At 38.5% G+C, this 24978-nt stretch carries 19 protein-coding genes and 5 tRNA genes; 12 read left to right on the top strand and 12 right to left on the bottom strand.

Annotated elements, in window-relative coordinates:
• Positions 1-52: 52 nt before the first annotated feature.
• On the bottom strand, positions 53-1099 hold the full coding sequence (locus B6258_RS10680) for a 3-deoxy-7-phosphoheptulonate synthase (protein WP_099075241.1): 1047 nt from the start codon (positions 1097-1099) through the stop codon (positions 53-55).
• A gap of 121 nt (positions 1100-1220) precedes the next feature.
• A complete protein-coding gene (gene ppsR, locus B6258_RS10685) occupies positions 1221-2087 on the bottom strand; it encodes a posphoenolpyruvate synthetase regulatory kinase/phosphorylase PpsR (protein WP_099075242.1) in 867 nt (288 codons plus the stop codon).
• 220 nt (positions 2088-2307) lie between these two features.
• On the opposite strand from ppsR, the gene ppsA reads away from it, so the two are divergent.
• Complete coding sequence (gene ppsA, locus B6258_RS10690) at positions 2308-4680, top strand: phosphoenolpyruvate synthase (protein WP_099075243.1); 2373 nt, start codon at positions 2308-2310, stop codon at positions 4678-4680.
• 453 nt (positions 4681-5133) lie between these two features.
• Here the strand turns inward: ppsA and ydiK are convergent, their stop codons facing one another.
• Positions 5134-6246, bottom strand: a complete 1113-nt coding sequence (gene ydiK / locus B6258_RS10695) for an AI-2E family transporter YdiK (protein WP_099075244.1) — start codon at positions 6244-6246, stop codon at positions 5134-5136.
• 216 nt (positions 6247-6462) lie between these two features.
• On the opposite strand from ydiK, the gene ydiJ reads away from it, so the two are divergent.
• From ydiJ to B6258_RS10745, 10 genes are all read left to right on the top strand, one after another.
• Entirely contained in the window at positions 6463-9519 is a 3057-nt protein-coding gene (gene ydiJ / locus B6258_RS10700) for a D-2-hydroxyglutarate dehydrogenase YdiJ (protein WP_099075245.1), read from the top strand.
• Positions 9516-9929 carry a 1,4-dihydroxy-2-naphthoyl-CoA hydrolase gene (menI, locus tag B6258_RS10705; RefSeq protein WP_099075246.1) on the top strand — a complete coding sequence of 138 codons (414 nt, stop codon included), beginning with the start codon at positions 9516-9518 and terminating at the stop codon, positions 9927-9929. Before ydiJ ends, menI begins: the two co-directional genes overlap by 4 nt.
• A gap of 172 nt (positions 9930-10101) precedes the next feature.
• Positions 10102-10722, top strand: coding sequence for a hypothetical protein (locus B6258_RS10710; RefSeq protein WP_099075247.1), 621 nt, complete (start codon positions 10102-10104; stop codon positions 10720-10722).
• 418 nt (positions 10723-11140) lie between these two features.
• On the top strand, positions 11141-11509 hold the full coding sequence (gene sufA / locus B6258_RS10715) for a Fe-S cluster assembly scaffold SufA (protein ID WP_099075248.1): 369 nt from the start codon (positions 11141-11143) through the stop codon (positions 11507-11509).
• Between the two features lie 17 nt (positions 11510-11526).
• Positions 11527-13029 (top strand): Fe-S cluster assembly protein SufB, encoded by a 1503-nt coding sequence (gene sufB, locus B6258_RS10720; protein ID WP_099075249.1) that lies wholly within the window; start codon positions 11527-11529, stop codon positions 13027-13029.
• 44 nt (positions 13030-13073) lie between these two features.
• A complete protein-coding gene (gene sufC, locus B6258_RS10725) occupies positions 13074-13820 on the top strand; it encodes a Fe-S cluster assembly ATPase SufC (RefSeq protein ID WP_023582353.1) in 747 nt (248 codons plus the stop codon).
• On the top strand, positions 13795-15102 hold the full coding sequence (gene sufD, locus B6258_RS10730) for a Fe-S cluster assembly protein SufD (RefSeq protein ID WP_099075250.1): 1308 nt from the start codon (positions 13795-13797) through the stop codon (positions 15100-15102). The genes sufC and sufD overlap by 26 nt, the downstream gene beginning before the upstream one ends.
• 11 nt (positions 15103-15113) lie before the next feature.
• Positions 15114-16352 carry a cysteine desulfurase SufS gene (sufS, locus tag B6258_RS10735; RefSeq protein WP_164996161.1) on the top strand — a complete coding sequence of 413 codons (1239 nt, stop codon included), beginning with the start codon at positions 15114-15116 and terminating at the stop codon, positions 16350-16352.
• A 20-nt stretch (positions 16353-16372) separates the two neighbouring features.
• On the top strand, positions 16373-16801 hold the full coding sequence (gene sufE / locus B6258_RS10740; RefSeq protein WP_099075252.1) for a cysteine desulfuration protein SufE: 429 nt from the start codon (positions 16373-16375) through the stop codon (positions 16799-16801).
• A gap of 116 nt (positions 16802-16917) precedes the next feature.
• Positions 16918-17835 carry a L,D-transpeptidase family protein gene (locus B6258_RS10745; RefSeq protein WP_099075253.1) on the top strand — a complete coding sequence of 306 codons (918 nt, stop codon included), beginning with the start codon at positions 16918-16920 and terminating at the stop codon, positions 17833-17835.
• 102 nt (positions 17836-17937) lie between these two features.
• Here B6258_RS10745 and B6258_RS10750 read toward each other — a convergent pair whose 3' ends face one another.
• The 8 genes from B6258_RS10750 to B6258_RS10785 form a co-directional block, all read right to left on the bottom strand.
• Positions 17938-18177: an Lpp/OprI family alanine-zipper lipoprotein gene (locus tag B6258_RS10750; RefSeq protein ID WP_069369313.1), complete on the bottom strand. Its 240-nt coding sequence runs from the start codon at positions 18175-18177 to the stop codon at positions 17938-17940.
• Positions 18178-18617: 440 nt separating this feature from the next.
• Positions 18618-20030 (bottom strand): pyruvate kinase PykF, encoded by a 1413-nt coding sequence (gene pykF / locus B6258_RS10755; RefSeq protein WP_099075254.1) that lies wholly within the window; start codon positions 20028-20030, stop codon positions 18618-18620.
• Positions 20031-20497: 467 nt separating this feature from the next.
• Positions 20498-20574: transfer RNA gene (locus B6258_RS10760), tRNA-Val, on the bottom strand.
• A gap of 29 nt (positions 20575-20603) precedes the next feature.
• A tRNA-Val gene (locus B6258_RS10765) sits at positions 20604-20680 on the bottom strand.
• 29 nt (positions 20681-20709) lie between these two features.
• A tRNA-Val gene (locus B6258_RS10770) sits at positions 20710-20786 on the bottom strand.
• A 29-nt stretch (positions 20787-20815) separates the two neighbouring features.
• Positions 20816-20892 (bottom strand) — tRNA-Val (locus B6258_RS10775).
• 29 nt (positions 20893-20921) lie between these two features.
• Positions 20922-20998 (bottom strand) — tRNA-Val (locus B6258_RS10780).
• A 148-nt stretch (positions 20999-21146) separates the two neighbouring features.
• Complete coding sequence (locus tag B6258_RS10785) at positions 21147-22520, bottom strand: MATE family efflux transporter (protein WP_099075255.1); 1374 nt, start codon at positions 22518-22520, stop codon at positions 21147-21149.
• A gap of 313 nt (positions 22521-22833) precedes the next feature.
• Here B6258_RS10785 and B6258_RS10790 point away from each other — a divergent pair, with 313 nt between their 5' ends.
• Entirely contained in the window at positions 22834-23508 is a 675-nt protein-coding gene (locus B6258_RS10790; protein WP_099075256.1) for a riboflavin synthase subunit alpha, read from the top strand.
• 86 nt (positions 23509-23594) lie between these two features.
• Here the strand turns inward: B6258_RS10790 and cfa are convergent, their stop codons facing one another.
• On the bottom strand, positions 23595-24749 hold the full coding sequence (gene cfa, locus B6258_RS10795; protein ID WP_099075257.1) for a cyclopropane fatty acyl phospholipid synthase: 1155 nt from the start codon (positions 24747-24749) through the stop codon (positions 23595-23597).
• Positions 24750-24978: the final 229 nt, after the last annotated feature.

Below are 24978 nucleotides of genomic sequence, written 5' to 3' on the forward strand. Positions count from 1 at the left end.
AAAAAAGGAGAGCTAAGACTCTCCTTTTTACTATTTCTTAGTATTTAGCTTACTAAAATCGACTCTCAACGGCTTGTGCTAATAATTCAAGAAGTTGTTCTGTGTCATTCCAGCTTAAACAAGGATCAGTGATCGATTGTCCATAATTAAGCGGCTTATTTTGCACGACTTTTTGTGAACCTTCTTGTAAAAAGCTTTCAGCCATCACGCCGACAATCGCTTGTGAACCATCTTTAATTTGTTGACCAACATTTCTAGCGACTTCCAATTGGCGACGATGAATTTTTTCACAGTTACCATGGCTAAAATCGATAATAAGATGCTCTGGTAAATCCACTTGTTTTAGTGCATCAACCGCGTCAGCGATATCGCTTGCGTGATAATTTGGTTTTTTACCTCCACGCAGAATAATATGACCATAAGGATTACCACTGGTTTGGTAAATCGTCATACGACCATTTTTATCAGGCGATAAGAAAGTATGACCCACTCGAGAGGCGCGAATAGCATCAATTGCAATACGGGTATTACCATCAGTGCCATTTTTAAAGCCCACTGGGCAAGAGAGTGCAGATGCCATTTCACGATGAACTTGGCTTTCTGTTGTTCTTGCACCAATGGCGCCCCAACTAATTAAATCTGCAATATATTGGCCTGTGACCATATCGAGAAATTCAGTTGCAGTGGGTAAACCTAACGCATTTATTTCAATTAATAGCTTTCTTGCAAGGCGAATACCTTCATTGACATTGCAAGAGTTATCAAGGTAAGGATCAGAGATTAAACCTTTCCAGCCAATGATTGTACGTGGTTTTTCAAAGTAGGTTCTCATGACGATTTCTAAGCGGTCATGATAGCGTTCTTTTAGCTGATTAAGCTTAGTGGCGTACTCTTTGGCTGCGTTAGGATCATGAATAGAGCAAGGCCCTACAATCACTAATAGTCGCTTGTCTTCGCCGGTAAGGATCGCTTCAATTCGTTTACGTGCTGATGTGATATTTTGGATTATCTCATCAGAAATGGGGAACTCTTTTGCTAAGGTTTCTGGTGTTACCAGACTGTCTAGCACCTTAGTCCGTAGTTCGTCTGTCTTTAACATAATTTATCTCAATAAATATACAGGGTAAGTCTACCCAGTGATTAAGATCACAATAAACGAAATTCAGCTAATTTCAACAGCGTTCACAGAGAAAAAACAATAAAAAAATTGCCCTAAAGAATTAAAACATTCTTCTCGCTAATCCCATTGAATCAATTACCTTGGTTGAAATTTCCTCAACTGAGTAATTGGTAGTATTAAGATAAGGAATATTGTTTTTTCTAAAAAGCGCTTCTACTTCGGCTAATTCAATTCTGCATTGGCGAATTGATGCATAACGGCTATTTTCACGGCGTTCACCACGAATAGCAGCAAGTCGTTCTGGCGCAATGGTTAAGCCAAATAATTTATGCTGATACTCTTTTAGTTCTGCAGGGAGTTTTAAAAAATCCATATCATCCGCAGTAAATGGATAGTTGGCAGCTTGAATACCAAATTGCATTGCTAAATAGAGGCTGGTGGGGGTTTTCCCGCAACGGGAAACGCCAATTAAGATCACTTGTGCTTGGTCTAGATTACGTAATGATATGCCATCATCATGGGAAAGTGTGTATTCGATGGCGGCAATACGGGCATCGTATTTACTAAGATTTTTTTCAGTTAATCCATGGGTTTTATTTAATTTTGGCGATGCTTGGATCCCTACTTCTTTTTCAAGCGGTATTACGAGAGATTGCACAATATCCTGACAAAAACCTTCACTGCTATTTATTATCTGTTTCACTTCAGGGCTGATAATAGAATAAAAAACAAGGGGCTTAGCGCCACTCTTTTTATAAATTTCAGCGATTTTCTGTTTTATTTCTTCAGCCCTTTCCACAGTAGAAACAAAAGGTAATGTATAACTTTTCATTTTTAATGGAAATTGAGAAAGTACCGCATGACCTAATACTTCTGCCGTAATCGCTGTACCATCAGAGATAAAAAAGACTGTTCTATCAATGGGTTCATTATTATCACAATTAATAGAATTCAAGCTTAATATCATAACGCTCACCTTTTTTTAGCTGAATTAGCCAATCAAACAATATTATCTAAAGCATTTTTAGTGATTATAAAGGATAAAAAAATAAAGTTTTTTGGTTGATCGATTCACCTTTCTATATTCAGCATCACATTGTGATACGCTTATTTACGTTGTCGTTTTGACAGCGGGTTTTTCTTTTTTTCTCTCTCTCTCATAATTGTTTAAAAAAGGATTGTTCTCAATGTCCAGCAATAGCCTCACCCCGTGCAATGTGCTTTGGTATAACCAATTAGGTATGAATGACGTTGATCGTGTTGGTGGGAAAAATGCTTCCCTCGGTGAAATGATCACAAACCTAGCGGAACTGGGTGTTTCTGTTCCTAATGGGTTTGCTACCACAGCGCAAGCGTTTAATGATTTTCTGGAACAGAGCGGTATCAATCAGCGTATTTATGAATTACTTGATAGCGTTGATGTTGATGATGTTCATCAACTGGCTCAAGCAGGTAATCAAATTCGCCAGTGGGTAATTGATACACCTTTTACGCCTCAGTTTGAAAAAGATATTCGCGATGCTTATCTCACATTAAGTGAAGGTGAATCTGAAGCTTCATTTGCCGTTCGTTCATCTGCAACTGCAGAAGATATGCCTGATGCTTCTTTTGCAGGTCAACAAGAGACGTTTTTAAACGTTCAAGGTATTGATGCCATACTCGTTGCAATCAAACATGTATTTGCCTCATTGTTTAACGATCGTGCAATTTCTTATCGTGTTCACCAAGGTTATGATCACCGAGGTGTTGCATTATCGGCAGGTATTCAACGTATGGTGCGTTCTGATCTCGCTTCTTCAGGTGTGATGTTTACCATCGATACTGAATCTGGCTTTGATCAAGTTGTCTTTATTACATCAGCTTATGGTTTAGGTGAAATGGTTGTACAGGGTGCAGTTAACCCAGATGAGTTCTATGTACACAAGCCAACTTTAGCCAAGGGATTACCTTCTATTGTTCGTCGTAATTTGGGATCTAAAAAAATCCAAATGGTTTACGCCGACAGTGTTGAGCATGGTAAACAGGTCCGTATTGAAGATACGCCAGAATCACTGCGCAATCGTTTCTCTTTAACGGATAATGAAGTCCAAGAACTGGCTAAGCAGGCAGTACTGATTGAACAACATTATGGTCGTCCTATGGATATTGAATGGGCGAAAGACGGTCATAATGGTCGTTTATACATTGTTCAGGCACGTCCAGAAACAGTTCGTTCTAACCAACAAGTTATGGAACGCTACCAATTAAATGAAAGTGGCTCTGTGATTATTGAAGGACGAGCTATTGGTCATCGTATTGGTACGGGGGCCGTTAAAGTTATTCATAACTTAAGTGAGATGGACAGAATTGAAGCGGGCGATGTGCTGGTTACTGATATGACAGACCCAGATTGGGAACCTATCATGAAAAAAGCCTCTGCGATTGTGACTAACCGTGGTGGTAGAACATGTCACGCTGCAATTATTGCTCGTGAATTAGGTATTCCCGCTGTAGTGGGTTGTGGTGATGCAACAGAATGTATTACTGAAGGCCAAATTGTAACCGTTTCTTGTGCTGAAGGTGACACCGGATTTGTTTACGATGGCAAACTGGATTTTTCTATTCAGAGCTCCGCAATCGATAATATGCCTGAATTAGGGCTCAAAATCATGATGAATGTCGGCAATCCTGATCGTGCATTCGATTTTGCAGGCTTACCAAATGATGGTGTTGGTCTTGCGCGTTTAGAATTTATTATTAACCGCATGATTGGCGTGCATCCTCGTGCATTATTAGAGTATGACGACCAAACTGAAGCACTGAAAGCCGAAATCAATGAAATGATGGCAGGCTATGAATCTCCAGTTGAGTATTACATCAGTAAATTAACGGAAGGGATTGCAACATTAGCCGCGGCATTCTGGCCTAAACGCGTTATTGTTCGTTTATCTGACTTTAAATCTAACGAATATGCCAACTTAGTGGGTGGCGATCGCTATGAGCCAGATGAAGAGAACCCAATGTTAGGATTCCGTGGTGCCGGTCGTTATGTTTCTGACGATTTCCGTCGTTGCTTCTCGCTTGAGTGTGAAGCGGTTAAACGTGTTCGTAATGATATGGGTTTAGAGAATGTTGAAGTCATGATCCCATTTGTTCGTACTGTACGCCAAGCTGAAGAGGTGATTGACGAATTAGCCGCAAACGGTTTGAAACGAGGTGAGAACGGCTTAAAAGTCATTATGATGTGTGAAATCCCATCAAATGCTTTATTAGCAGATAAATTCTTAGAACACTTTGATGGTTTCTCTATTGGCTCTAACGACATGACCCAATTAACATTAGGTCTTGACCGAGATTCTGGTGTGGTCTCTGCTCTGTTTGATGAACGTAATGATGCAGTAAAAGCATTATTATCCATGGCAATCCAAGCTGCAAAACGTAATGGAAAATATGTGGGTATTTGTGGTCAAGGGCCTTCTGATCATGAAGATTTTGCACAATGGCTAATGGAAGAGGGAATTGATAGTTTATCTTTAAACCCAGATACTGTAATTAAAACTTGGGTAAAATTAGCACAATAGAATTAATATCATTGCTATAAATAAAAAGCTCACAATATAATGTGAGCTTTTTTTATACAATTATTAAATAATAGGCAAAAAAAAGCCTATCATGGGCTGACAGGCAAAGACTACACACAGCAATATTTTATATTCTTAAATCCCGCCAATTAATCTATTAATATGAAGGGCGAAATTATTAATTTGATGAAACATTTGTTTCGTTGATATTTATATTAAGAGAAATGCGTTAATTATGCTCTAAGAATTATCTCAATAAAAAGAATATTGGTTTATTTAAAAGTGAATATAACTTGCTGGTAACAAACAGGTTTAAAAAAATGTAATTTGTTTCAAAATGTGAATTTCAATATAAAAATATAAGGGTTTATTCCTAAATTGATAATCTTTATTAAACTTTGCTCTGTTATTTTTAGAGCATGTAAGTAGCTACACTTACATGCTCATTATTATTTATTCTTTCTCAATAAAGTTTTTATTCATAAATTCTACTGTTTCAGTTAAATCAGGATTAGGTCTTGGTACTTCATTAATCCATGCATTTAATAAGCTATGTGCAACGGCGAGAACAACAGGACCAATAAATAATCCAATCATACCTAATGTTAAAATGCCACCAATAACACCCGTGAGAATTAATACCATAGGTAAATCAGCGCTCATTTTGATTAAATAAGGTCGTAATACACCATCCATTGTTGCAACAACACCGCCCCAAATCACCATAACGATGCCCCAAGTAGTATCACCTGTCCAAAATAACCATAAAATTGAAGGGATCAATACTAATAAGGGGCCTATTTGAGCAAGGCAGCAAATAAACATAATAACGGTTAATACCGTAGCATAAGGTACGCCAGATACCGCAAGACCGATGCCACCAACAATAGCTTGAATTAAGGCGGTTAAAACCACACCTAATGCAACGGCGCGAATAGACATAGATGCAAGTAAGATAGCTGCATCGCCACGCTGGCCTGCTAAGCGAATAGCAAAATGGCGCAACCAAGAGACGACATTTTCACCTTGTAAAAACAGTAAGCCTGAAAATAACAACATCACACCCAAATGTAGGGCAAAGCGACCAATATTTAAGGCTTGAGCAAAAAACCAGTTTGCAGCTTGTCCAACATAGGGTTGGATTTTTGAAATTAATGCATTACCCCCCGAGACAAGAATAGAGTGCCATGTATCATAAAGCTTGCTTCCTATCATAGGGACGTCGTTAAGCCATAATAATTGAGGTGGCTGAATATTCGAAGGTGATTTCGCTAATTCAATTAGGGGGGCACTATTATCAATGACACTGCTAATTAATAAGATAATAGGGATAACGAAGATCAGTAATATCAAAATCATCATTATCATGGTTGATAGCCAGCGATATTTCACCCGTTTTTCAATAATAAGAAGTAAAGGCCACGTTGCTACAACAATCATTCCAGCCCAAATGAAACCCACAATAAAGGGATTTAGGATCCAAAAACTGGCGATAATAAAAAAAGAAATAAAAAGAACAGTGAATAAAACTTTGGGTATATCTGTATGGATCTGCGGTTTTTCCATGGTTTTAAATCCCTACACGAATAAAAATGCTAGAAGCAGATGAATAAACATTGCAAATATCACGTTGTTTATATCACTACGCAATTTGCCAGAATTGTATGATAAGGTGAACAGGTATCGGTCTGAAAGTACAAAATGAGGCAAAGTACCTCTTAGCATACATTTCAACATCTAAAATTAAGCAATGTGGACTATTAGATTAAAGAGCTATAACAAATGATCCCACGTATATCGCAAGCACCGCAAGTCAGTGAACTCACAACAGAATTTCTTGATACTCTTCGAAAAAACGGCTTCACCGGTGATATCTCCAGCAGTTACGCTGACAGACTCACTATGGCAACAGATAATAGTATTTACCAGTTATTGCCACAGGCTGTCGTATTTCCTCGCTCAACAGCCGATGTCACTATTATTGCTCGCTTAGTTGATGAACCTCGATTTCATTCACTCTCTCTGACACCAAGAGGGGGCGGTACAGGCACCAATGGGCAAGCATTAACAGATGGCATCGTCGTCGATTTATCTCGCTATATGAAACGTATTATCGAGATAAATCCAGAAGAACGTTGGGTAAAAGTGGAAGCTGGAGTAATAAAAGATGAGCTAAACTTCTTTTTAAAACCGTATGGCTTCTTTTTTGCACCAGAGCTATCTACCAGTAATCGCGCCACATTAGGCGGAATGATTAATACCGATGCATCAGGGCAAGGTTCAATGGTTTATGGCAAAACCTCTGATCACGTTCTTAGTGTTAGGGCAGTTTTGTTAGGCGGTGAACTGCTTGAAACGCGAGCAATGGATACCGCGTTAGCAGAAAATATTGCTCAAGAGACCTCTGCAATCGGTAAAGTTTATCGTACTGTTTTATCTCGTTGCAAAGAGCAACGAAAACTTATTCTTGAAAAATTCCCTAAATTAAACCGTTTTTTGACTGGGTATGATTTGCGCCATGTCTTTAGTGATGACATGAAACGATTTGATTTAACGAGAATTTTAACAGGCTCTGAAGGAACGCTCGCTTTTATTACTGAAGCGACACTCGATATCACGCCAATTCCTAAACAGCGCAGTTTAGTCAATGTAAAATATGATTCTTTTGACTCTGCATTACGTAATGCGCCTTTTTTAGTTAAAGCGAATGCACTTTCTGTTGAAACGGTTGATTCCAAAGTATTAAATCTTGCTCGTGAAGATATTGTATGGCACTCCGTGAAAGAGTTGATCACTGATATACCTGATATAGATATGCAAGGCCTTAATATTGTTGAATTTGCGGGTGATGATGAAAATCTTATTGCTTCACAAGTTGCCTCATTATGCCAACGCTTAGATTCATTAATGAAAGAGGGTCAGGGCGGTGTTATCGGTTATCAAGTCTGCGAAGATTTGGCAGATATTAACCGCATTTATGCCATGCGTAAAAAAGCGGTTGGTTTATTAGGCAACGCAAAAGGGCAAGCAAAGCCGATCCCTTTTGTCGAAGATACCTGTGTACCACCAGAGCATCTTGCGGATTATATTACAGAATTTAGAGCGTTACTTGATAGCCATCAACTTAACTATGGCATGTTTGGACATGTTGATGCAGGTGTATTGCACGTAAGACCCGCTCTTGATATGTGCGATCCACAACAAGAATTATTGATGAAATCTATCTCAGACGACATTGTCACGTTAACAGCCAAATATGGTGGGTTACTCTGGGGTGAACATGGAAAAGGCTTTAGAGCGCAATATAGCCCCGAATTTTTTGGTGAAACGCTTTATCATGAGCTACGACAAATCAAAACGGTGTTCGATCCTCGAAATAGACTGAATCCTGGGAAAATATGCCCTCCATTAGAGGTCGATGAACCCATGAAGCAAGTTGATACTCTCAAACGAGGCACCTTTGATCGCACAATTCCTTTATCTGTGCGTCAAGACTTCAAAGGTGCATTAGATTGTAATGGTAATGGACTTTGCTTTAATTTTGATGCTAAAAGCCCAATGTGCCCTTCAATGAAAATCAGCGGACAACGCATTCATTCACCTAAAGGACGAGCCGCACTTGTAAGGGAGTGGCTACGCTTATTAACAGAGCAAGGCGTTAGCCCAAAACAACTTGAATCAAGCCTTGAAAATAATAAACCTAGCTTAAGAGGGTTGATTGAAAAAACACGTAATACATGGAAAGCCAAACGTGGTGAGTATGATTTTTCTCATGAAGTCAAAGCGGCTATGAACGGTTGCTTGGCTTGTAAAGCGTGTTCAACGCAATGTCCGATTAAAATTGATGTACCCTCGTTTCGTTCTAAGTTTACTGAACTTTATCACCAGCGTTATTTACGTCCGTTAAAAGATCATCTTGTCGCTAATGTTGAATTAACAACGCCGATCATGGCGAAAGTACCCGGATTTTTTAACTTTTTTATGAAACAACCGCTGGTGCAAACATTAAGTAAACACACGATAGGAATGGTCGATTTACCTTTGCTGTCATCACCGACATTAAGGCAGCAATTGGCTGGTCATAAAGCATTAGATATGACGCTAGAAGACTTAGAGCGCTTATCTGAGAAGCAACGAAGTCATCATGTGCTGGTGGTACAAGATCCTTTCACTAGTTATTACGATGCAAAAGTGGTTGCTGATTTTATCAAACTAATTGAAAAAATTGGATTTAAACCTGTCTTGTTGCCGTTTTCACCTAATGGTAAAGCACAACATATTAAAGGTTTTTTACAGCAATTTAGCAAAACGGCGCAAAAAACCTCAATCATGCTTAATCGTGTTGCACAATTAGGCATCCCTATGGTGGGGGTTGATCCTGCATTAGTGCTTTGTTATCGCGACGAATATCGTGAAATACTGGGTGATAAGCGCGGGGATTTTAATGTTCAACTTGTTCATGAATGGCTAAGTAAATTGGTATCTGAGCCAATAGCAGTTCGCGATGATGCTGAAAAATGGTATCTTTTCGGTCACTGTACAGAAGTGACAGCACTACCACAAAGTATGAAACAGTGGCAGGCTATTTTCCAACGTTATGGGCAGCAACTCGAATTTGTGAGCACAGGATGTTGTGGAATGGCGGGTACTTATGGACATGAACTTAATAATTATGAAAACTCGTTGGGTATTTATCAACTCTCATGGGGTAATGCATTAAAAACATTACCAACAATGCGTTGTTTAAGCACAGGTTACTCTTGTCGTAGTCAAGTGAAACGTATTGATAATATTGAGTTAAAACACCCACTACAGGCACTTTTGGAGATTATGCCATGATATGGAAACGTGAAACGACAATTGAGCATCTTAATCATATTGGACAAAATAATATGATGAGCCATTTGGGGATTGAATTAACATGTCTTGGTGATGATTATCTTGAAGGAACAATGCCTGTTGATCATCGTACTAAGCAGCCTTTAGGACTTTTGCATGGTGGTGCTTCTGTTGTTTTAGCTGAAACATTGGGATCTGTTGCGGGTTATCTTTGTACCGAAGGTGAACAAAAGATTGTCGGGCTAGAAATCAATGCGAATCATATTCGTTCAGCGAGAGAAGGCAAGGTAAGAGGGGTATGCAAACCTATTCATTTAGGACGTTCACACCAAGTCTGGTCAATAGAAATATTTGATGATCAAGATCGTCAAGTGTGTATTTCTAGATTAACGACATCTGTTATTTCTTAAAAAAATAAAAAAATATACGCACAAAGTGAAATACTCGCTTTGTGCGTTTTTATGTTTATAGGTAATGCCAAAAAGAATAAAAATAGAGAGAGAAAATAGAATTATTTCTTTATTTAGATTTTATTTTTAATGATAATCATTATCTTCATAATAAAAGATAAGACGATCAATAATGTTAACTATTTCTAAATTCAACACCACAGTATTATTAATTGTAGGTTTATTAATCAGCGGATGTGATAATAATTCTACCTCTGAAACGGGTAATGATATAAGTCATATTCCAGTACAAACTGTTTCTGGCTTTAATATGAATTATCCCACTTCATTTACAATGAGCAGAGAAGATACTGAAAATTATTTTAAATCATTACCTGATAATGTTCAGGACGTCACAACAGAAATGATGGTTTATAAATCAGAACCTATTTGTGATTTGACAGAGGTTCGTCTGGTTTATTTTAAAATGATCGATGCAATGAGTTACGATGTGGATGCAGGAGCGCAAGGTATAGTTGATAATATTGCGATAATAGATGGCATGAATGAAATATCTACATCGATAAAACCATTAACTATCCCAAATATGGAAAGCCGACATATCTTTTTTGAAGGGAAATACGCAAAAGAGAATGTGAGCTATGAAGGTGTTTTAGTGGCTGATCTTAAAACGAATCGAGTATGGCAACTGCAATTGATTAGCAACTTCAATAGCCAATCGACTAAACAAAAAAATAATCAACTTCTTGAATGTACAAACAAATATATTCAAACCATTACTATTAGTAAATAAGTTAAAAGAGCACACAATCCAATAAGAGGTCATCACATGAGTGGTGCTATCTTATCCTTCATGATAAGCATAAAAATGAATGTGAACAGAGCCAATAAACGGGAATGTAAAAACACATTTTTATGCTTTTTTCTCTAAATTTCAGTGATAACATATAAGGTGCATTCACATTGCAACTTATATGCGTATTGTGCGAAATATAAGAAAAATTAAAAGTTTTATTTTTTGTAATGAAAAATCAGAAAAGTGTTATATTACATTGTGTTAACATTTATTATTAACAAATCAATCGCAAAAATAGAACAAAAAATACACATTTATAGAATATCCTTTCAAAAGACATGGTTGAAGTGATAAGGGTTATCATTACCATTAGTGTCAGGAAAGATATCAATCTCCTTTCGAAATGAGGTCAGAAATGACAAACAACGTTGAAACTTTTTCTCTTAATGACACAGCTTGGCAAGGCATTGTATTAACGGATAATGCGGCAAAGCATATCTGTCATTTAGTTGAGAAAAACCCTGAAAAACAAGGGCTTTCCTTAAATATAAAACCCTCTGGTTGTACAGGGTATGGTTATGTTATTGAACTTGCTACTGCCCCAAATGATGATGATCTTGTTTATGAACATAATGGAGCAAAACTCTTTGTTTCATTAAAAGCAATGCCATTTATCGATGGGTTGGTTGTTGATTATGTTCGTGAAGGACTTAATCAAATGTTTAAATTTAATAATCCTAAAGCTCAAAACGTCTGCGGATGTGGTGAGAGCTTCGGGGTATAACATAGTGAAGTCAGATTATGTCTCAGAGCAATGTTGAAATTGGTGATGAAGTTCAAGGATGGCTAAGCGATCACCACTATAAAGAAGGTTTTTATACCGATATCTCAACCGATGCCTTAGAAAAAGGATTAAACGAAGCGGTTGTGCGTGCAATATCGGCAAAAAGAAACGAACCAGAGTGGATGCTGGAATTTCGTTTAGATGCTTATCGCCATTGGTTAGAAATGGAAGAGCCTCATTGGCTAAAAGCAGATTATCCATCGCTTAATTATCAGGATTATAGCTATTATTCAGCACCATCTTGTAGTTCATGCTGTGCTAATGGCAGTTGTGCTGGTGGTACAAATGAAGCGATTGCGAGTGATAAACAAGCCACGCAAGATTATTTAACCAAAGAAGTTGAAGAGGCTTTTAACCAACTCGGTGTCCCTGTAAGAGAAGGGCAAGCTGTTGCTGTTGATGCTATTTTTGACTCTGTTTCTGTTTCAACAACATATCGTGAAGAGCTTGCCGAACATGGCATTATTTTTTGTTCATTTAGCGAAGCTATTCAAGAATATCCTGATTTAGTGCGTCAATATTTAGGCACTGTTGTATCAAGCCATGATAACTACTTTGCTGCACTAAATGCAGCGGTCGCATCTGATGGTACTTTTGTCTATATTCCTAAAGGGGTTCGTTGCCCAATGGAATTATCGACTTATTTCCGTATTAATGCGGCTCAAACAGGTCAATTTGAACGAACTATTCTGGTTGCTGATGAAGGCAGTTATGTCAGTTATATCGAGGGTTGTTCTGCGCCTGTTCGTGATAGCTATCAGCTTCATGCTGCTGTGGTTGAAGTCATTATCCACAAAGATGCCGAAGTAAAATACTCTACTGTGCAAAACTGGTTCTCTGGTGGCGATAGTGAAGGTGGCATTCTTAACTTTGTGACTAAGCGTGCTATTTGTGAAGGCGAAAACGCCAAAATGTCATGGACGCAATCAGAAACAGGTTCGGCAATCACATGGAAATATCCAAGTGTGATTTTAAAAGGGGATAATTCGACCGCTGAATTCTTCTCGGTTGCTTTAACGAATGGCAACCAACAAGCAGATACTGGTACTAAGATGATCCATATCGGCAAAAATACCAAATCAACCATTATCTCTAAAGGTATTTCTGCGGGTAAAAGCCAAAATAGTTACCGTGGACTCGTAAAAGTACTTCCTGGTGCGCAAAATGCCCGTAACTTTACCCAATGTGATTCCATGTTAATTGGTACGCAGTGCGGTGCGCATACTTTTCCTTATGTTGAGGTAATGAACAACTCAGCACAGCTTGAACACGAAGCGACAACGTCACGTATTGGTGAGGATCAGCTGTTCTATTGTCGTCAACGTGGGTTAAGCGAAGATGATGCAATCTCAATGATTGTAAACGGATTTTGTAAAGATGTGTTCTCAGAATTACCGCTGGAATTTGCTGTAGAAGCACAAAAATTATTAGCAATCAGCTTAGAACATAGTGTCGGTTAATTATCAACCAAATTCTGAGTATAAAGATACCGAAGGCATATATTATGTTAGAAATTAAAAACTTACATGTCAGTGTTGAAGGCAATGAGATCCTTAAGGGATTAGATTTGCAGGTTCGTGCAGGTGAAGTTCACGCAATAATGGGGCCAAATGGTTCGGGTAAGAGTACCTTATCGGCAACACTTGCTGGTCGTGACGAATATGAAGTTGATGAAGGTTCAATCACCTTTAAAAATAAAGATTTATTGGAGTTAGAGCCCGAAGATCGCGCAGGTGAAGGCATCTTTATGGCATTTCAATATCCTGTTGAAATACCCGGTGTTAGCAATCAATTTTTCTTACAATCTTCTGTGAATGCGGTGAGAGAATACCGTGGCCAAGAGCCGTTAGATCGCTTTGATTTTGAAGATTTTATTGAAGATAAAATCAAATTACTGGATATGCCACAAGATTTGTTAACACGTTCAGTTAACGTGGGATTTTCTGGTGGTGAGAAAAAGCGTAACGATATTTTGCAAATGGCGGCGTTAGAGCCTGAATTATGTATTTTAGATGAAACAGATTCTGGCCTTGATATTGACGCATTAAAAATCGTTTCTAATGGGGTTAATAGTTTACGTGATGGTAAACGTGCTTTTATTGTTGTAACACATTACCAACGCATTCTTGACTATATTAAACCTGATTTTGTGCATGTGCTTTATCAGGGAAAAATCATTAAATCAGGTGATTTTTCATTGGCGCAAAAATTGGAGGAACAAGGTTATGGCTGGCTTATTGACCCTCAATGAAAAGCGTGAAAAACAACACCAAGTTGAACTGCGTAATCAACAAGCACTAAAGATGTTTTCAGCGTTATACCATCAGCGTAAAGGTGACGATAATCTCAATGCGCGTAATCATTGGCTGCAAGTCGAGAAACTGGGTTTCCCTGCTTACCGTCATGAAGATTGGCATTATACACCATTAGAAGAAACGCTAAGCCAGCGCTATCAACAGCAGCCACCTTTTGATGTGCAACGTTTAATGGCTAAACATGCATTATCTTTTGATTGCTACCGTATTGTTATGGTGAATGGCACATTTTCACCGATAGAAAGCAGTAAAGATTTTGGCCCTTATCAAATCACTTTACTTGATAATCAAAGTGAATTACCTAAAGCGGTCCATGGTGAAATTTTCCTGCATTTAGTCGAAAGTTTAGCGCCACATCCTTTGCTTATTACCCTGAAAAACGGTGTTATTGCGGATAAACCACTTTATATCCTCAATATTACTCAAGGTGATCAATGTGCAGAGGTAAATAGTGCAAATTATCGTTTTCACCTTGATGTTGGTGCAAATACTCAGATGCAAGTTATTGAGCACTATATCAGCAGTGACAACGAAAACCGCCATTTTACAGGCGCAAGATTAACGGCAACGATTGGTGATAATGCCTCTTTTAACCATATCAAATTAAGTTTTGAAAATGGGGCAAGTCAGCATTTTGCTCATAACGATCTGACGATAGGCCGTGATGCTCGTGTCCATAGCTACGCGTTCTTATTAGGCGCTAAACTTAGCCGTCATCACACGAGTTCTGCACTAAAAGGTGAAAATACAGAACTTTCGATGAACAGCGTTGTATTACCTAAAGCCGGCGAAATAGCGGATACCCGTACATGGCTGGTTCATGGTGAGAAAAATTGCCAGAGTCGTCAACTACATAAAAGTATTGCGATGGATGCAGGGAAAGCTGTATTTAACGGCATGATCACGGTGACACCTCAAGCATTAAAAACAGATGGTCAAATGACGAATAACAATCTGTTGCTGGGTGAGAAAGCGCAAATCGATACTAAACCACAGCTTGAAATCTATGCTGATGATGTGAAATGTAGCCATGGTGCCACTGTAGGGCGAATTGATGATGAACAACTATTTTATTTGCGCTCACGCGGTATTTCTTTAAGTGACGCCCGTAAAATGATCATCCATGCATTTGCGGCTGAATTAACTGAATCGCTAGAAAATAGTGTGATAAAGACGCAGGTATTACACAGAATTAATCAGCGCTTATTAGAGGTATAAAATAAGGCATTATGACGCATTCCATTGAAAAAGCGCGAGATGATTTTCCAATCCTTTTACAACAAGTAAAAGGAAAACCACTGGTTTATCTCGACAGTGCCGCAAGTGCTCAGAAACCGGCTTGCGTCATTGAACATGAAACGCAATTTGCCTTAACACAATATGCCGCGGTTCACCGCGGCATTCATACATTAAGTGCAAATGCGACAACATTAGTTGAGAATGTCCGTAAAAAAGCCAGTGATTTTTTAGGTGCCAATAGCGAAGAAGAGATTGTTTTTGTTAAAGGAACAACGGAAGCGATCAACTTAATTGCAAATGTTTATAGTCAACGATTTTTAAATGATGGTGACAATATCATCATCACAGAAATGGAACATCATGCAAATATCGTTCCTTGGTATATGTTGGCAAAACAGTGTGGCTTTAATGTTCGTGTGTTACCACTATTACAAGATGGCACACTCGATTTGGCTCAATTACCTCACTTAATCGACGAACGAACTAAATTACTCAGCCTTACGCATCAATCAAATGTATTGGGCACAGTAAATCCTATTGCTCAAATTATTCGTGATGCTCGCCAATATGCTATTGAGCAAGGTGGTGAGTTACATATATTGGTTGATGGGGCTCAAAGTGCAATGCATCAAACAATTAATGTTTCACAACTTGATTGTGACTTTTTTGTTTGTAGTGGCCATAAACTTTATGGGCCTACTGGTATTGGCTTGCTGTATGGTAAAAAAGCGATATTGGATGAATTACCGCCTTGGGAAGGCGGTGGCGCAATGATAAAGCATGTTCATATTAATGGTGATATTACCTACGCAGATGCACCTTGGCGCTTTGAAGCAGGAACCCCCAATATAATGGGAATGATTGGCTTAGGTGCTGCATTAGATTATCTTTCACGATTAGGCATGAATAATATTGCTGAATATGAAAATCGTATAATGAAATATGCCCAAGAGCAGTTGCAAAAAGTAAAATCTTTAACGCTTTATGGCAATGATCTTCGACAAGGTGTGATAGCGTTTAATTTAGGTAAACATCACGCTTATGATGTTGGGGCATTTCTTGATAATTATGGTATTGCTATTCGTACAGGGCATCATTGTGCGATGCCAATTATGGATTATTACCAAGTTCCTGCGATGTGTCGTGCATCTCTTGGTTTATATACCAATAAAAATGATATCGATGCGTTGGTTAATGCGCTATTACGTGTTGAAATGTTATTAGGTTAAAGATTAAAAAGAGGTTATTCATGGCAGTTGCCAATTTGCCAGATGAAGCAAAACTATTACGCAATTTTTCTCGTTGTCAGGATTGGGAACAACGTTATCTTTATATGATGGAGTTAGGTGAGCGCCTCCCTCCTTTAACAGATGAACAACGTGTTTCTGCTAATTTTATTGAAGGTTGTCAAAGCCAAGTTTGGATAGCGGTTTCTCTCAATGAAAATAAACAACTGGCGCTGGCAGGCGACAGTGATGCAGGCATTGTGAAAGGGCTTGTTGCTTTAGTGATTATCTTATTTCAAGGTAAAACTATCGAGCAAGCACTAGAAACAGATATCAAACATTACTTTTCATCGTTAGCACTCGAAAGCCACTTAACGCCTTCTCGTACGCAAGGTTTACATGCGATGGTTACAACACTTATTAAGCGTTTTTCAGAATACGCTGTAGTATAAATGTTACCTGATCCCGCATTAATGTTCTAAACTGACTTATTATATGAAAGCATAACAATGATAATGTTATCATCATAATAGTCAGTTTATTTTATTTCTAACACACGGGATAAACGATGAAAAAATGGTTAACTCTCTTGGGAGTATCGCTGTTAGGGATGAGTAGTCACTTATCTTATGCGACAGAATATCTATTACCTGCTGATGGCCAGCGTATTATTGGTGAAAATTTTTCATATATAGTTCCCGATGATAAACGTTCGCTAGAGGCTATTGCGTCCGAATACCAAGTAGGACTGCTTAATATGATGGAAGCGAATCCTGGTATTGATCCTCTTTTACCTGATGCAGGTAAAACCTTAATGATCCCATTACAGATGATTTTGCCTGATACTCTACATAAAGGTATTGTTATCAACCTTGCTGAATTGCGCCTTTATTATTATCCAAAAGAGGGTGGAACTGTTGATGTTTACCCTATTGGAATTGGTCAATTAGGGCGAGAAACACCTGAAATGGTGACATCGATTTCTCAATTAATTAAAGATCCAACTTGGACACCGACGGCGAATATTCGTAAAAACTATGCGGCTAAAGGGATCACACTACCCGCTGTCGTTCCTGCTGGCCCTGAAAACCCAATGGGAGCATATGCCCTAAGATTGGCACATAGCCGAGGTGAATACCTTATTCATGGCACTAATGCGGATTTTGGTATTGGTTTAAGAGTGAGTTCGGGCTGCATTCGTTTAAGACCAAATGATATTGAGACGTTATTTAACGTGGTACCCAAAGGTAGCCGTGTTCAGATTATCAATAAGCCGATTAAATTTACTGAAACCGCAGACGGTAGACAGTTTGTTGAAGTTCATCAGCCACTCTCACGCAATGAAGATGACGATCCGCAAACCATGCCTCTTACATTCACGAAGCAATTTAATGCTTGGTATGAAAGTGGCAAAGTCGATAAAAATAAAGTCGATGCAGAGCTTATTCGTCGCTCGGGTATACCCGTTGATGTGACATTATATTAATACAATATTTTATTAAACAGAGAAAAACCAAAGCCCTAACAATGTTAGGGCTTTGTGATTAATGCTTACCTAAAGCTGTTTTCAGCCTATCGGTGAGTCAAATTACTTTTTATAAGTAGTGACTTGGTTATCTAAACGCTGATTTGCACGAGCTGCTTCGTCGTAAGCTGATTTAGCTTCAGCACGAGCAGATTGTACATCACTACTTAGTTGTTGAACTTGAGTGTTCAGGCGGCTTACATCAGAAGAGATTTGATCTAATTGTGCATTATTACTAGAAGAACAACCTGCTAATAAGCCTGAAGCAAGAATTACCGCACCTAGTACAAGTTTCGCTTTCATAGTTACAACCTCTATTATTAGTTTGTGTAAAGGAACAAGTAGCATTTATATGAAACCATTAATAAGTATGGCACATATATAGGAAAATGCTGGATTTATTCGTAATAAGTGTATCTTACGTTCCCTATAACAATAGGAAAAATAACACTTATATTGTAAATTTTCAGCACAATAAATGCGTGCTTTCTCACAAAATCTTTTTATTAGTAAAAATCCTAATCACTAAAGCGCTATTTGCTGACTAAAAATTACACAACTCGACATTGGCGATTTACACGCAAACTGATTGATAAATAGCTATAACTAAGTGAAAAAAAATAGAAATAGGAATGAAAAACAATTTAAAAAGGAATGGTGAAAAATAAGAAAGAAAAAATTTTTTGGAAATAAAGAAAACGCCACTCAATGAGTGGCGTTTGGCATCTTCTCGTTGTGTAAAATTACAGAACGTGAACCGATGAAGTATTTGTTGTACCGCTATCAACCAGCGCACCAGTAACCATAACTACACGCTCACCCGCATGAGCTAAACCACTTGCTAATGCTGCTTCTTTACCAATACGGTAGAAGTCATCAGTAGAAGAGATTTCGTTAACTAATTGCGTTGTCACACCTTTAACTAACAGTAACTGACGAGCTGTTTCTTCGTTGTTTGTTAATGCTAAGATTGGTGCAGTTGGGAAATATTTACGGATAGAACGCGCTGATTTACCACCGAAAGTTGCAACAACAATCAGAGGTGCGTCTAAGTTTTCAGCCATTTCTACCGCACCGCGACAAACCGCTTCAGTTACGCGTAATTTCGCAGCGGTTTGTTTGTAATCAAGGCGAGATTGCATGATACGGTCTGTACGATCACAGATAGTTGCCATGATAGTCACAGCTTCTACTGGGTATTTACCTTTCGCACTTTCACCTGACAGCATAACAGCATCAGTACCATCTAAGATAGCATTCGCAACGTCACCCGCTTCAGCACGAGTAGGGCGTGGGTTTTTGATCATTGAATCTAACATTTGCGTTGCAGTGATAACCACTTTACGCGCAGCGTTACATTTTTCGATCATCATTTTTTGTGCGAAGATAACTTCTTCAACTGGGATTTCAACACCTAAGTCACCACGAGCAACCATGATACCGTCAGAAGCTTCTAAGATCTCATCAAAATTGTTTAAACCTTCTTGGTTTTCAATTTTTGAGATGATCATAATGTTTTCGCCGCCGTGTGCATTTAAGTGAGCACGCATTTCTTCAACGTCAGAACGTTTACGAATAAATGATGCAGCAACGAAATCAACGCCTTGCTCGCAACCAAAGATAAGATCTTGTTTATCTTTTTCAGCTAATGCAGGTAAACCGATAGAAACGCCTGGTAAGTTAACACCTTTGTTTTCACCTAGGTCACCGTTGTTTAAAACTTCACAAACAACTTCTGTATCAGTTACAGCAGTGACTTTCATGCCGATAAGACCATCGTCAACTAAAACAGTGTTACCAACAGTTAAGTCTTTAGCGAAACCTTCGTAAGTTACAGCAACGCGGTCTTTGTTACCCACAACAGTTTTGTCTGTAGTGAAAGTGAAAGTTTGACCAGCAACTAAAGCAACATCATTACCACCTTCTAATTTGATGGTACGGATTTCTGGGCCTTTAGTATCTAATAAGATAGCGGCTTTTTTGCCTGTTTTAGCGCAAACGTTACGCAGGTTCTTGATACGGTTGCCATGCTCTTCATAGTCACCGTGAGAGAAGTTTAGACGCATAACGTTCATGCCCGCGTCCAGTAATTGATTCAGTTTTTCTTCAGATTCGGTTTTTGGCCCGATGGTGCAAACAATTTTTGTCTTTTTCATGGCAGTCTATTTAATGGTTGTATTGTAATGGATGAATAAGGATTAATGTCGCCGTTTTCTATTAACAGTATCAACGGTGCAAAACCGGATGTACAACCCCATCTCTAATGGATAAGTTGCGCAACATGTTAATGGTTCAGCAACATCATAAAAATCTTGTCATTATTTTGTATCAAAGGTTAATAGACATCTTACATTATAGTCTATCACGGTTCATTTGTTCTGTTTTCTAAAGATGCCCGAAAATCAATACGCTGAAACCTTTCAACAAAATTATGTTTCGTATTATAGAGGTTAATTTCTGTGAAGAAAATCGAAAAAAGGTAAATTTAAGTGATGTGATCAAAATACCACGCTGACTGCTTGTTTTTTATACACTTTGTTGCGCAATAAAATATTGCAAGCGAGATTAATTATTTTGTAGGGTAGGTAAGATGAGTAAAAATAAGAAAACAGAGAAAGAGAAATGGTGCGTCCAAGTGGACTCGAACCACCGACCCCCACCATGTCAAGGTGGTGCTCTAACCAACTGAGCTATGGACGCACTGTATTGAGATGTTGTCGAAAAATAAATGGTGCGTCCAAGTGGACTCGAACCACCGACCCCCACCATGTCAAGGTGGTGCTCTAACCAACTGAGCTATGGACGCACTGTATTGAGATGTTGTCGAAAAATAAATGGTGCGTCCAAGTGGACTCGAACCACCGACCCCCACCATGTCAAGGTGGTGCTCTAACCAACTGAGCTATGGACGCACTGTATTGAGATGTTGTCGAAAAATAAATGGTGCGTCCAAGTGGACTCGAACCACCGACCCCCACCATGTCAAGGTGGTGCTCTAACCAACTGAGCTATGGACGCACTGTATTGAGATGTTGTCGAAAAATAAATGGTGCGTCCAAGTGGACTCGAACCACCGACCCCCACCATGTCAAGGTGGTGCTCTAACCAACTGAGCTATGGACGCATTATCTATTGGGTGACAACGGGGACGAATATTAACGAGATGATTCGATTCTGGCAAGAGGAAAAACACAAATTTATATTCAACTGCTCGTATTTAAAGCTATTTGTTGATATTTGTGCCAATCCCTTGCCTAAATAACCGTTTCTCTTTAACGCTCTGAGCGTAATAACACCACTTCATCAGATTGGCGTTGGATCCACCAAATACGGGAACCCATCATAATTGCTGAAGCAGTTAAACCTAAAATAAAGCCAATCCAGAAACCAGCAGGTCCCATCGCTTCAACAAAGTAATTGGTACGTCCTAAGAGATAACCAGAAGGTAATCCAATTACCCAGTAGGCAATAAGGGTAATAAAGAAGATAGAGCGGGTATCTTTATAACCTCGTAATACGCCTGAGCCAATAACTTGCACAGAATCTGATAGCTGATAAAGCGCAGCAAATAACATAAGATGAGAAGCTAATGTCACCACTTCAATATTATCGTTATACATTAACGCGATTTTTTCTCTAAAGATGATAGAGAAAATTGCAGTACAACTTGCCAACATTAGCCCAACAGCAAGAGCTGTAATAGCTGAGGTACGGGCTTGTTCTGTAGAGCGTTGTCCTAAGTTATGACCAACACGGATTGTGGCCGCTATTCCCAATGAAAGCGGGAACATAAACATCAAGGAGCTAAAGTTAAGTGCTATCTGATGACTCGCAACTGCAGTAACGCCTAAAGGTGAAACTAATAATGCCACAACGGCAAATAGTGTTACCTCAAAGAATAAGGCTAAACCAACCGGTAACCCTAAAAATGTAATACGTTTTATCGTATGGAAATCAGGGCTTACTAAACGTTTCTTTGGCATAACGTCACGTTGTGTCGGTGCTCGACGCACGTAATAACGCATCATTAAGAACATTGCCCAGAAAACAGAGGCCGTTGCAACCCCGCAACCAATCCCCCCTAATTGTGGCGCGCCAAATTTACCGTAAATAAAGGCATAGTTAACAGGGATATTGATTAATAAGCCAATAAAACCAATTATCATACCGGGTTTTGTTTTAGATAATCCCTCACACTGGCTTCTCAGTACTTGATAGTAAAGGCAACCTGGTGCCCCCCACATAATGGCATGAATAAATCCAATGGCCTTTTCAGCTAACTCGGGTTCGATATCATGTTGCGCTTCAATAATAAAACGACTGTTATAAAGAATAGCAATTACCATGATAGATAAGAAAGTGGCGAGCCAAAAACCTTGCTGTGTACGATTAGCAATGTGTTTTCGTTGTCCTGAACCATTTAATTGAGCAACGATAGGGGTTAATGCCATTAATATGCCTTGGCCTAATAAAATCGTTGGTAACCAAATAGACGTACCTACTGCCACTGCCGACATTTCTGTGGCATTCACAGCACCCGCCATGACAGTATCAACCACACCCATTGCGGTCTGGGAAAATTGCGCGATGATAACGGGGATACCGAGAGCAAGTAAGCTACGCGCTTCTCTTATGTACTTCTGCACGCATACACCTTTATTTATTATAAGAAAACGAAAGGAAAGGAAGGGAACAAACGTCGTATTGTTAAAATGACGTAAAGAGATCCTCAAGACAGCTTATTCTAATGATAAAAGTTTAATTAGCAACGAAAGAAGTTTAGCTTTTTAAACACAGGATTTTGATAATTTATTACGTGCTTTTACGTTATATTTAACGGCAATAATCAATAAGGAATAAATGCGATAATTGTTCCTTTGTATTAATACGAGCTATGTTATTCTTAATAGCATAAACCTAAATTGAATTTACCAGTTTATCGACCCAAGGAGATGTAAGATGTTTACAGGTATTGTTCAGGGAAAAGGGCGGGTTATTGCTATCGAAGATAAAGGCGATTTTCGCACCCATATCATTGAATTACCCAACGAGTTAGTCAGCAATTTAGAAACAGGCGCTTCTGTTGCAAATAATGGTTGCTGTTTAACGGTCACTAAAATTGAAGGTACACATATTAGTTTTGATTTAGTGAAAGAGACATTACGGTTAACTAACCTTGGCGAATTAAAAGTCGGCTCTGAAGTCAATATCGAACGTGCGGCTAAGTATGGTGATGAAATTGGTGGCCATGTGATGTCTGGTCATATTGTCACAACGGCTGAAATTGCCAAAATTATTACATCAGAAAATAATTTACAAATTTGGTTTCGTATCTTTGATAAAGCATTAATGAAGTACATTTTACACAAAGGTTTTATTGGTATTGATGGAATAAGCTTAACTGTGGGTGATGTGGTTAATAACCGTTTTTGTGTTCATTTAATTCCAGAAACTCGTGATAGAACAACATTAGGTCGTAAACGCCTTGGTGATAAAGTCAATATTGAGCTTGATCCTCAAACTCAAGCGATTGTCGATACAGTAGAACGTGTTATGGCACAACAAGCACAGCAACAAGCTTTATTAGCAGCACAACAAATTGAAAATAAAGAACAAGCTTCACATAATGAATAATTAATGTTGTTGCTCTTAAAAGACAACCAAAGAAAAAGCCAGTTTAATCAATCAAACTGGCTTTTTTCTTGTTATAAAAAGAATAATTAACGAGGGATCTGTAAACCGCCAATATGACCTTTAGGACTTAGTACTAATTGCCATAGTTGAATATCTCTGGCACGAAATGCACCAGCACAGGCATTAAGATAATAGCTAAACATACGTTTAAAGCGCGGTGTGTAATTAGATTCAATATCTGGCCAACAAGTTAAAAAACGCTGATACCATGCCATTAATGTTTTATCGTAGTCAGCGCCAAAGTTATGCCAATCTTCCATCACAAATTTACTGTCCATTGCATGAGCGATTTTTTGAATAGACGGTAAACACCCATTAGGAAAGATATATTTGCTTATCCAGCTATCTACATTTACTTTATCTCGATTTGACCCAATAGTATGTAATAAGAACAGCCCATCATCTTTTAAGTTACGGCGCACAACATCAAAATAAGTGGCATAATTTTTAGGCCCCACATGTTCGAACATGCCCACTGACACTATGCGATCAAATTTTTCATGTAAATCACGATAGTCTTCTAAGATGATATTGACATCAAGCCCTTGGCATCGAGCTTGTGCCAGTTTCTGTTGTTCAACAGAAATGGTGACACCTGTAACAGAAACGCCAAAGTTTTTGGCTGCGTAGCCTGCAAGCCCACCCCAACCACAGCCAATATCTAGTAAGGTCATACCTGGTTTTAAATCTAATTTTCGGCAAATTAAATCTAATTTATGCTCTTGAGCTTGCATTAAATTATCTGCATTTTTCCAGTAACCACAGGAATATTGCATATTAGGATCAAGCATGGCCGTAAATAGATCATTACCCAGATCGTAATGCTCTTTACCGACCATCCATGCACGTTTTTGTGTTTGCAGATTAAAAAGGCGGGCTGTCGCAATTTTGAAAAGATCATGAAGGTTTTGAGGCAGTTTATTCTCAAGACCAGCACGTAAAACTTTATGAAAGAATATATCAAGGCGTTCACAATCCCACCAACCGTCCATATAGCTTTCACCGAGACCTAATGAGCCTTGCTGTAATACTCTTTTATAAAAATTTTGATTATGAACCTGAATATCATAAGGTTCATTGCCATTAATACGAATGTCTGCTTGAGATAGCAGTTCTGTAGCAATCCTTTCATAAGGATCATTGGAGGTCTTTCGGCCTTCTTCTACACAAGATGTACTCATATACTCTCCGGCGTAAACTAAGCGGGTTTTGAGACATGAAGCTAAAAAAGGGCGTGTACAGATTGATAGTATTAAAATGGTATTGTGTTCAATATGGATTGAACGAATAGAATTAATAAGACAACTAATCTGACATAATCAGCAAATAATCTGTTTAATGTCTCAAAATCCGAAAGAAAAATAAATAAAACGCTATTCAGCGTTTAGATAAGTATAGATATGTAGATTA

The sequence above is a fragment of the Proteus alimentorum genome, assembly GCF_002607735.1.
GTDB classification, from domain to species: domain Bacteria; phylum Pseudomonadota; class Gammaproteobacteria; order Enterobacterales; family Enterobacteriaceae; genus Proteus; species Proteus alimentorum.

What these genes read in the sequence shown, in the direction of transcription:
- B6258_RS10680 (WP_099075241.1), bottom strand. Translation starts at nt 1,099, where the DNA reads ATGTTAAAGACAGACGAACTACGGACTAAGGTGCTAGACAGTCTGGTA.
- ppsR (WP_099075242.1), bottom strand. Translation starts at nt 2,087, where the DNA reads ATGATATTAAGCTTGAATTCTATTAATTGTGATAATAATGAACCCATT.
- ppsA (WP_099075243.1), top strand. Translation starts at nt 2,308, where the DNA reads ATGTCCAGCAATAGCCTCACCCCGTGCAATGTGCTTTGGTATAACCAA.
- ydiK (WP_099075244.1), bottom strand. Translation starts at nt 6,246, where the DNA reads ATGGAAAAACCGCAGATCCATACAGATATACCCAAAGTTTTATTCACT.
- ydiJ (WP_099075245.1), top strand. Translation starts at nt 6,463, where the DNA reads ATGATCCCACGTATATCGCAAGCACCGCAAGTCAGTGAACTCACAACA.
- menI (WP_099075246.1), top strand. Translation starts at nt 9,516, where the DNA reads ATGATATGGAAACGTGAAACGACAATTGAGCATCTTAATCATATTGGA.
- B6258_RS10710 (WP_099075247.1), top strand. Translation starts at nt 10,102, where the DNA reads ATGTTAACTATTTCTAAATTCAACACCACAGTATTATTAATTGTAGGT.
- sufA (WP_099075248.1), top strand. Translation starts at nt 11,141, where the DNA reads ATGACAAACAACGTTGAAACTTTTTCTCTTAATGACACAGCTTGGCAA.
- sufB (WP_099075249.1), top strand. Translation starts at nt 11,527, where the DNA reads ATGTCTCAGAGCAATGTTGAAATTGGTGATGAAGTTCAAGGATGGCTA.
- sufC (WP_023582353.1), top strand. Translation starts at nt 13,074, where the DNA reads ATGTTAGAAATTAAAAACTTACATGTCAGTGTTGAAGGCAATGAGATC.
- sufD (WP_099075250.1), top strand. Translation starts at nt 13,795, where the DNA reads ATGGCTGGCTTATTGACCCTCAATGAAAAGCGTGAAAAACAACACCAA.
- sufS (WP_164996161.1), top strand. Translation starts at nt 15,114, where the DNA reads ATGACGCATTCCATTGAAAAAGCGCGAGATGATTTTCCAATCCTTTTA.
- sufE (WP_099075252.1), top strand. Translation starts at nt 16,373, where the DNA reads ATGGCAGTTGCCAATTTGCCAGATGAAGCAAAACTATTACGCAATTTT.
- B6258_RS10745 (WP_099075253.1), top strand. Translation starts at nt 16,918, where the DNA reads ATGAAAAAATGGTTAACTCTCTTGGGAGTATCGCTGTTAGGGATGAGT.
- B6258_RS10750 (WP_069369313.1), bottom strand. Translation starts at nt 18,177, where the DNA reads ATGAAAGCGAAACTTGTACTAGGTGCGGTAATTCTTGCTTCAGGCTTA.
- pykF (WP_099075254.1), bottom strand. Translation starts at nt 20,030, where the DNA reads ATGAAAAAGACAAAAATTGTTTGCACCATCGGGCCAAAAACCGAATCT.
- B6258_RS10790 (WP_099075256.1), top strand. Translation starts at nt 22,834, where the DNA reads ATGTTTACAGGTATTGTTCAGGGAAAAGGGCGGGTTATTGCTATCGAA.
- cfa (WP_099075257.1), bottom strand. Translation starts at nt 24,749, where the DNA reads ATGAGTACATCTTGTGTAGAAGAAGGCCGAAAGACCTCCAATGATCCT.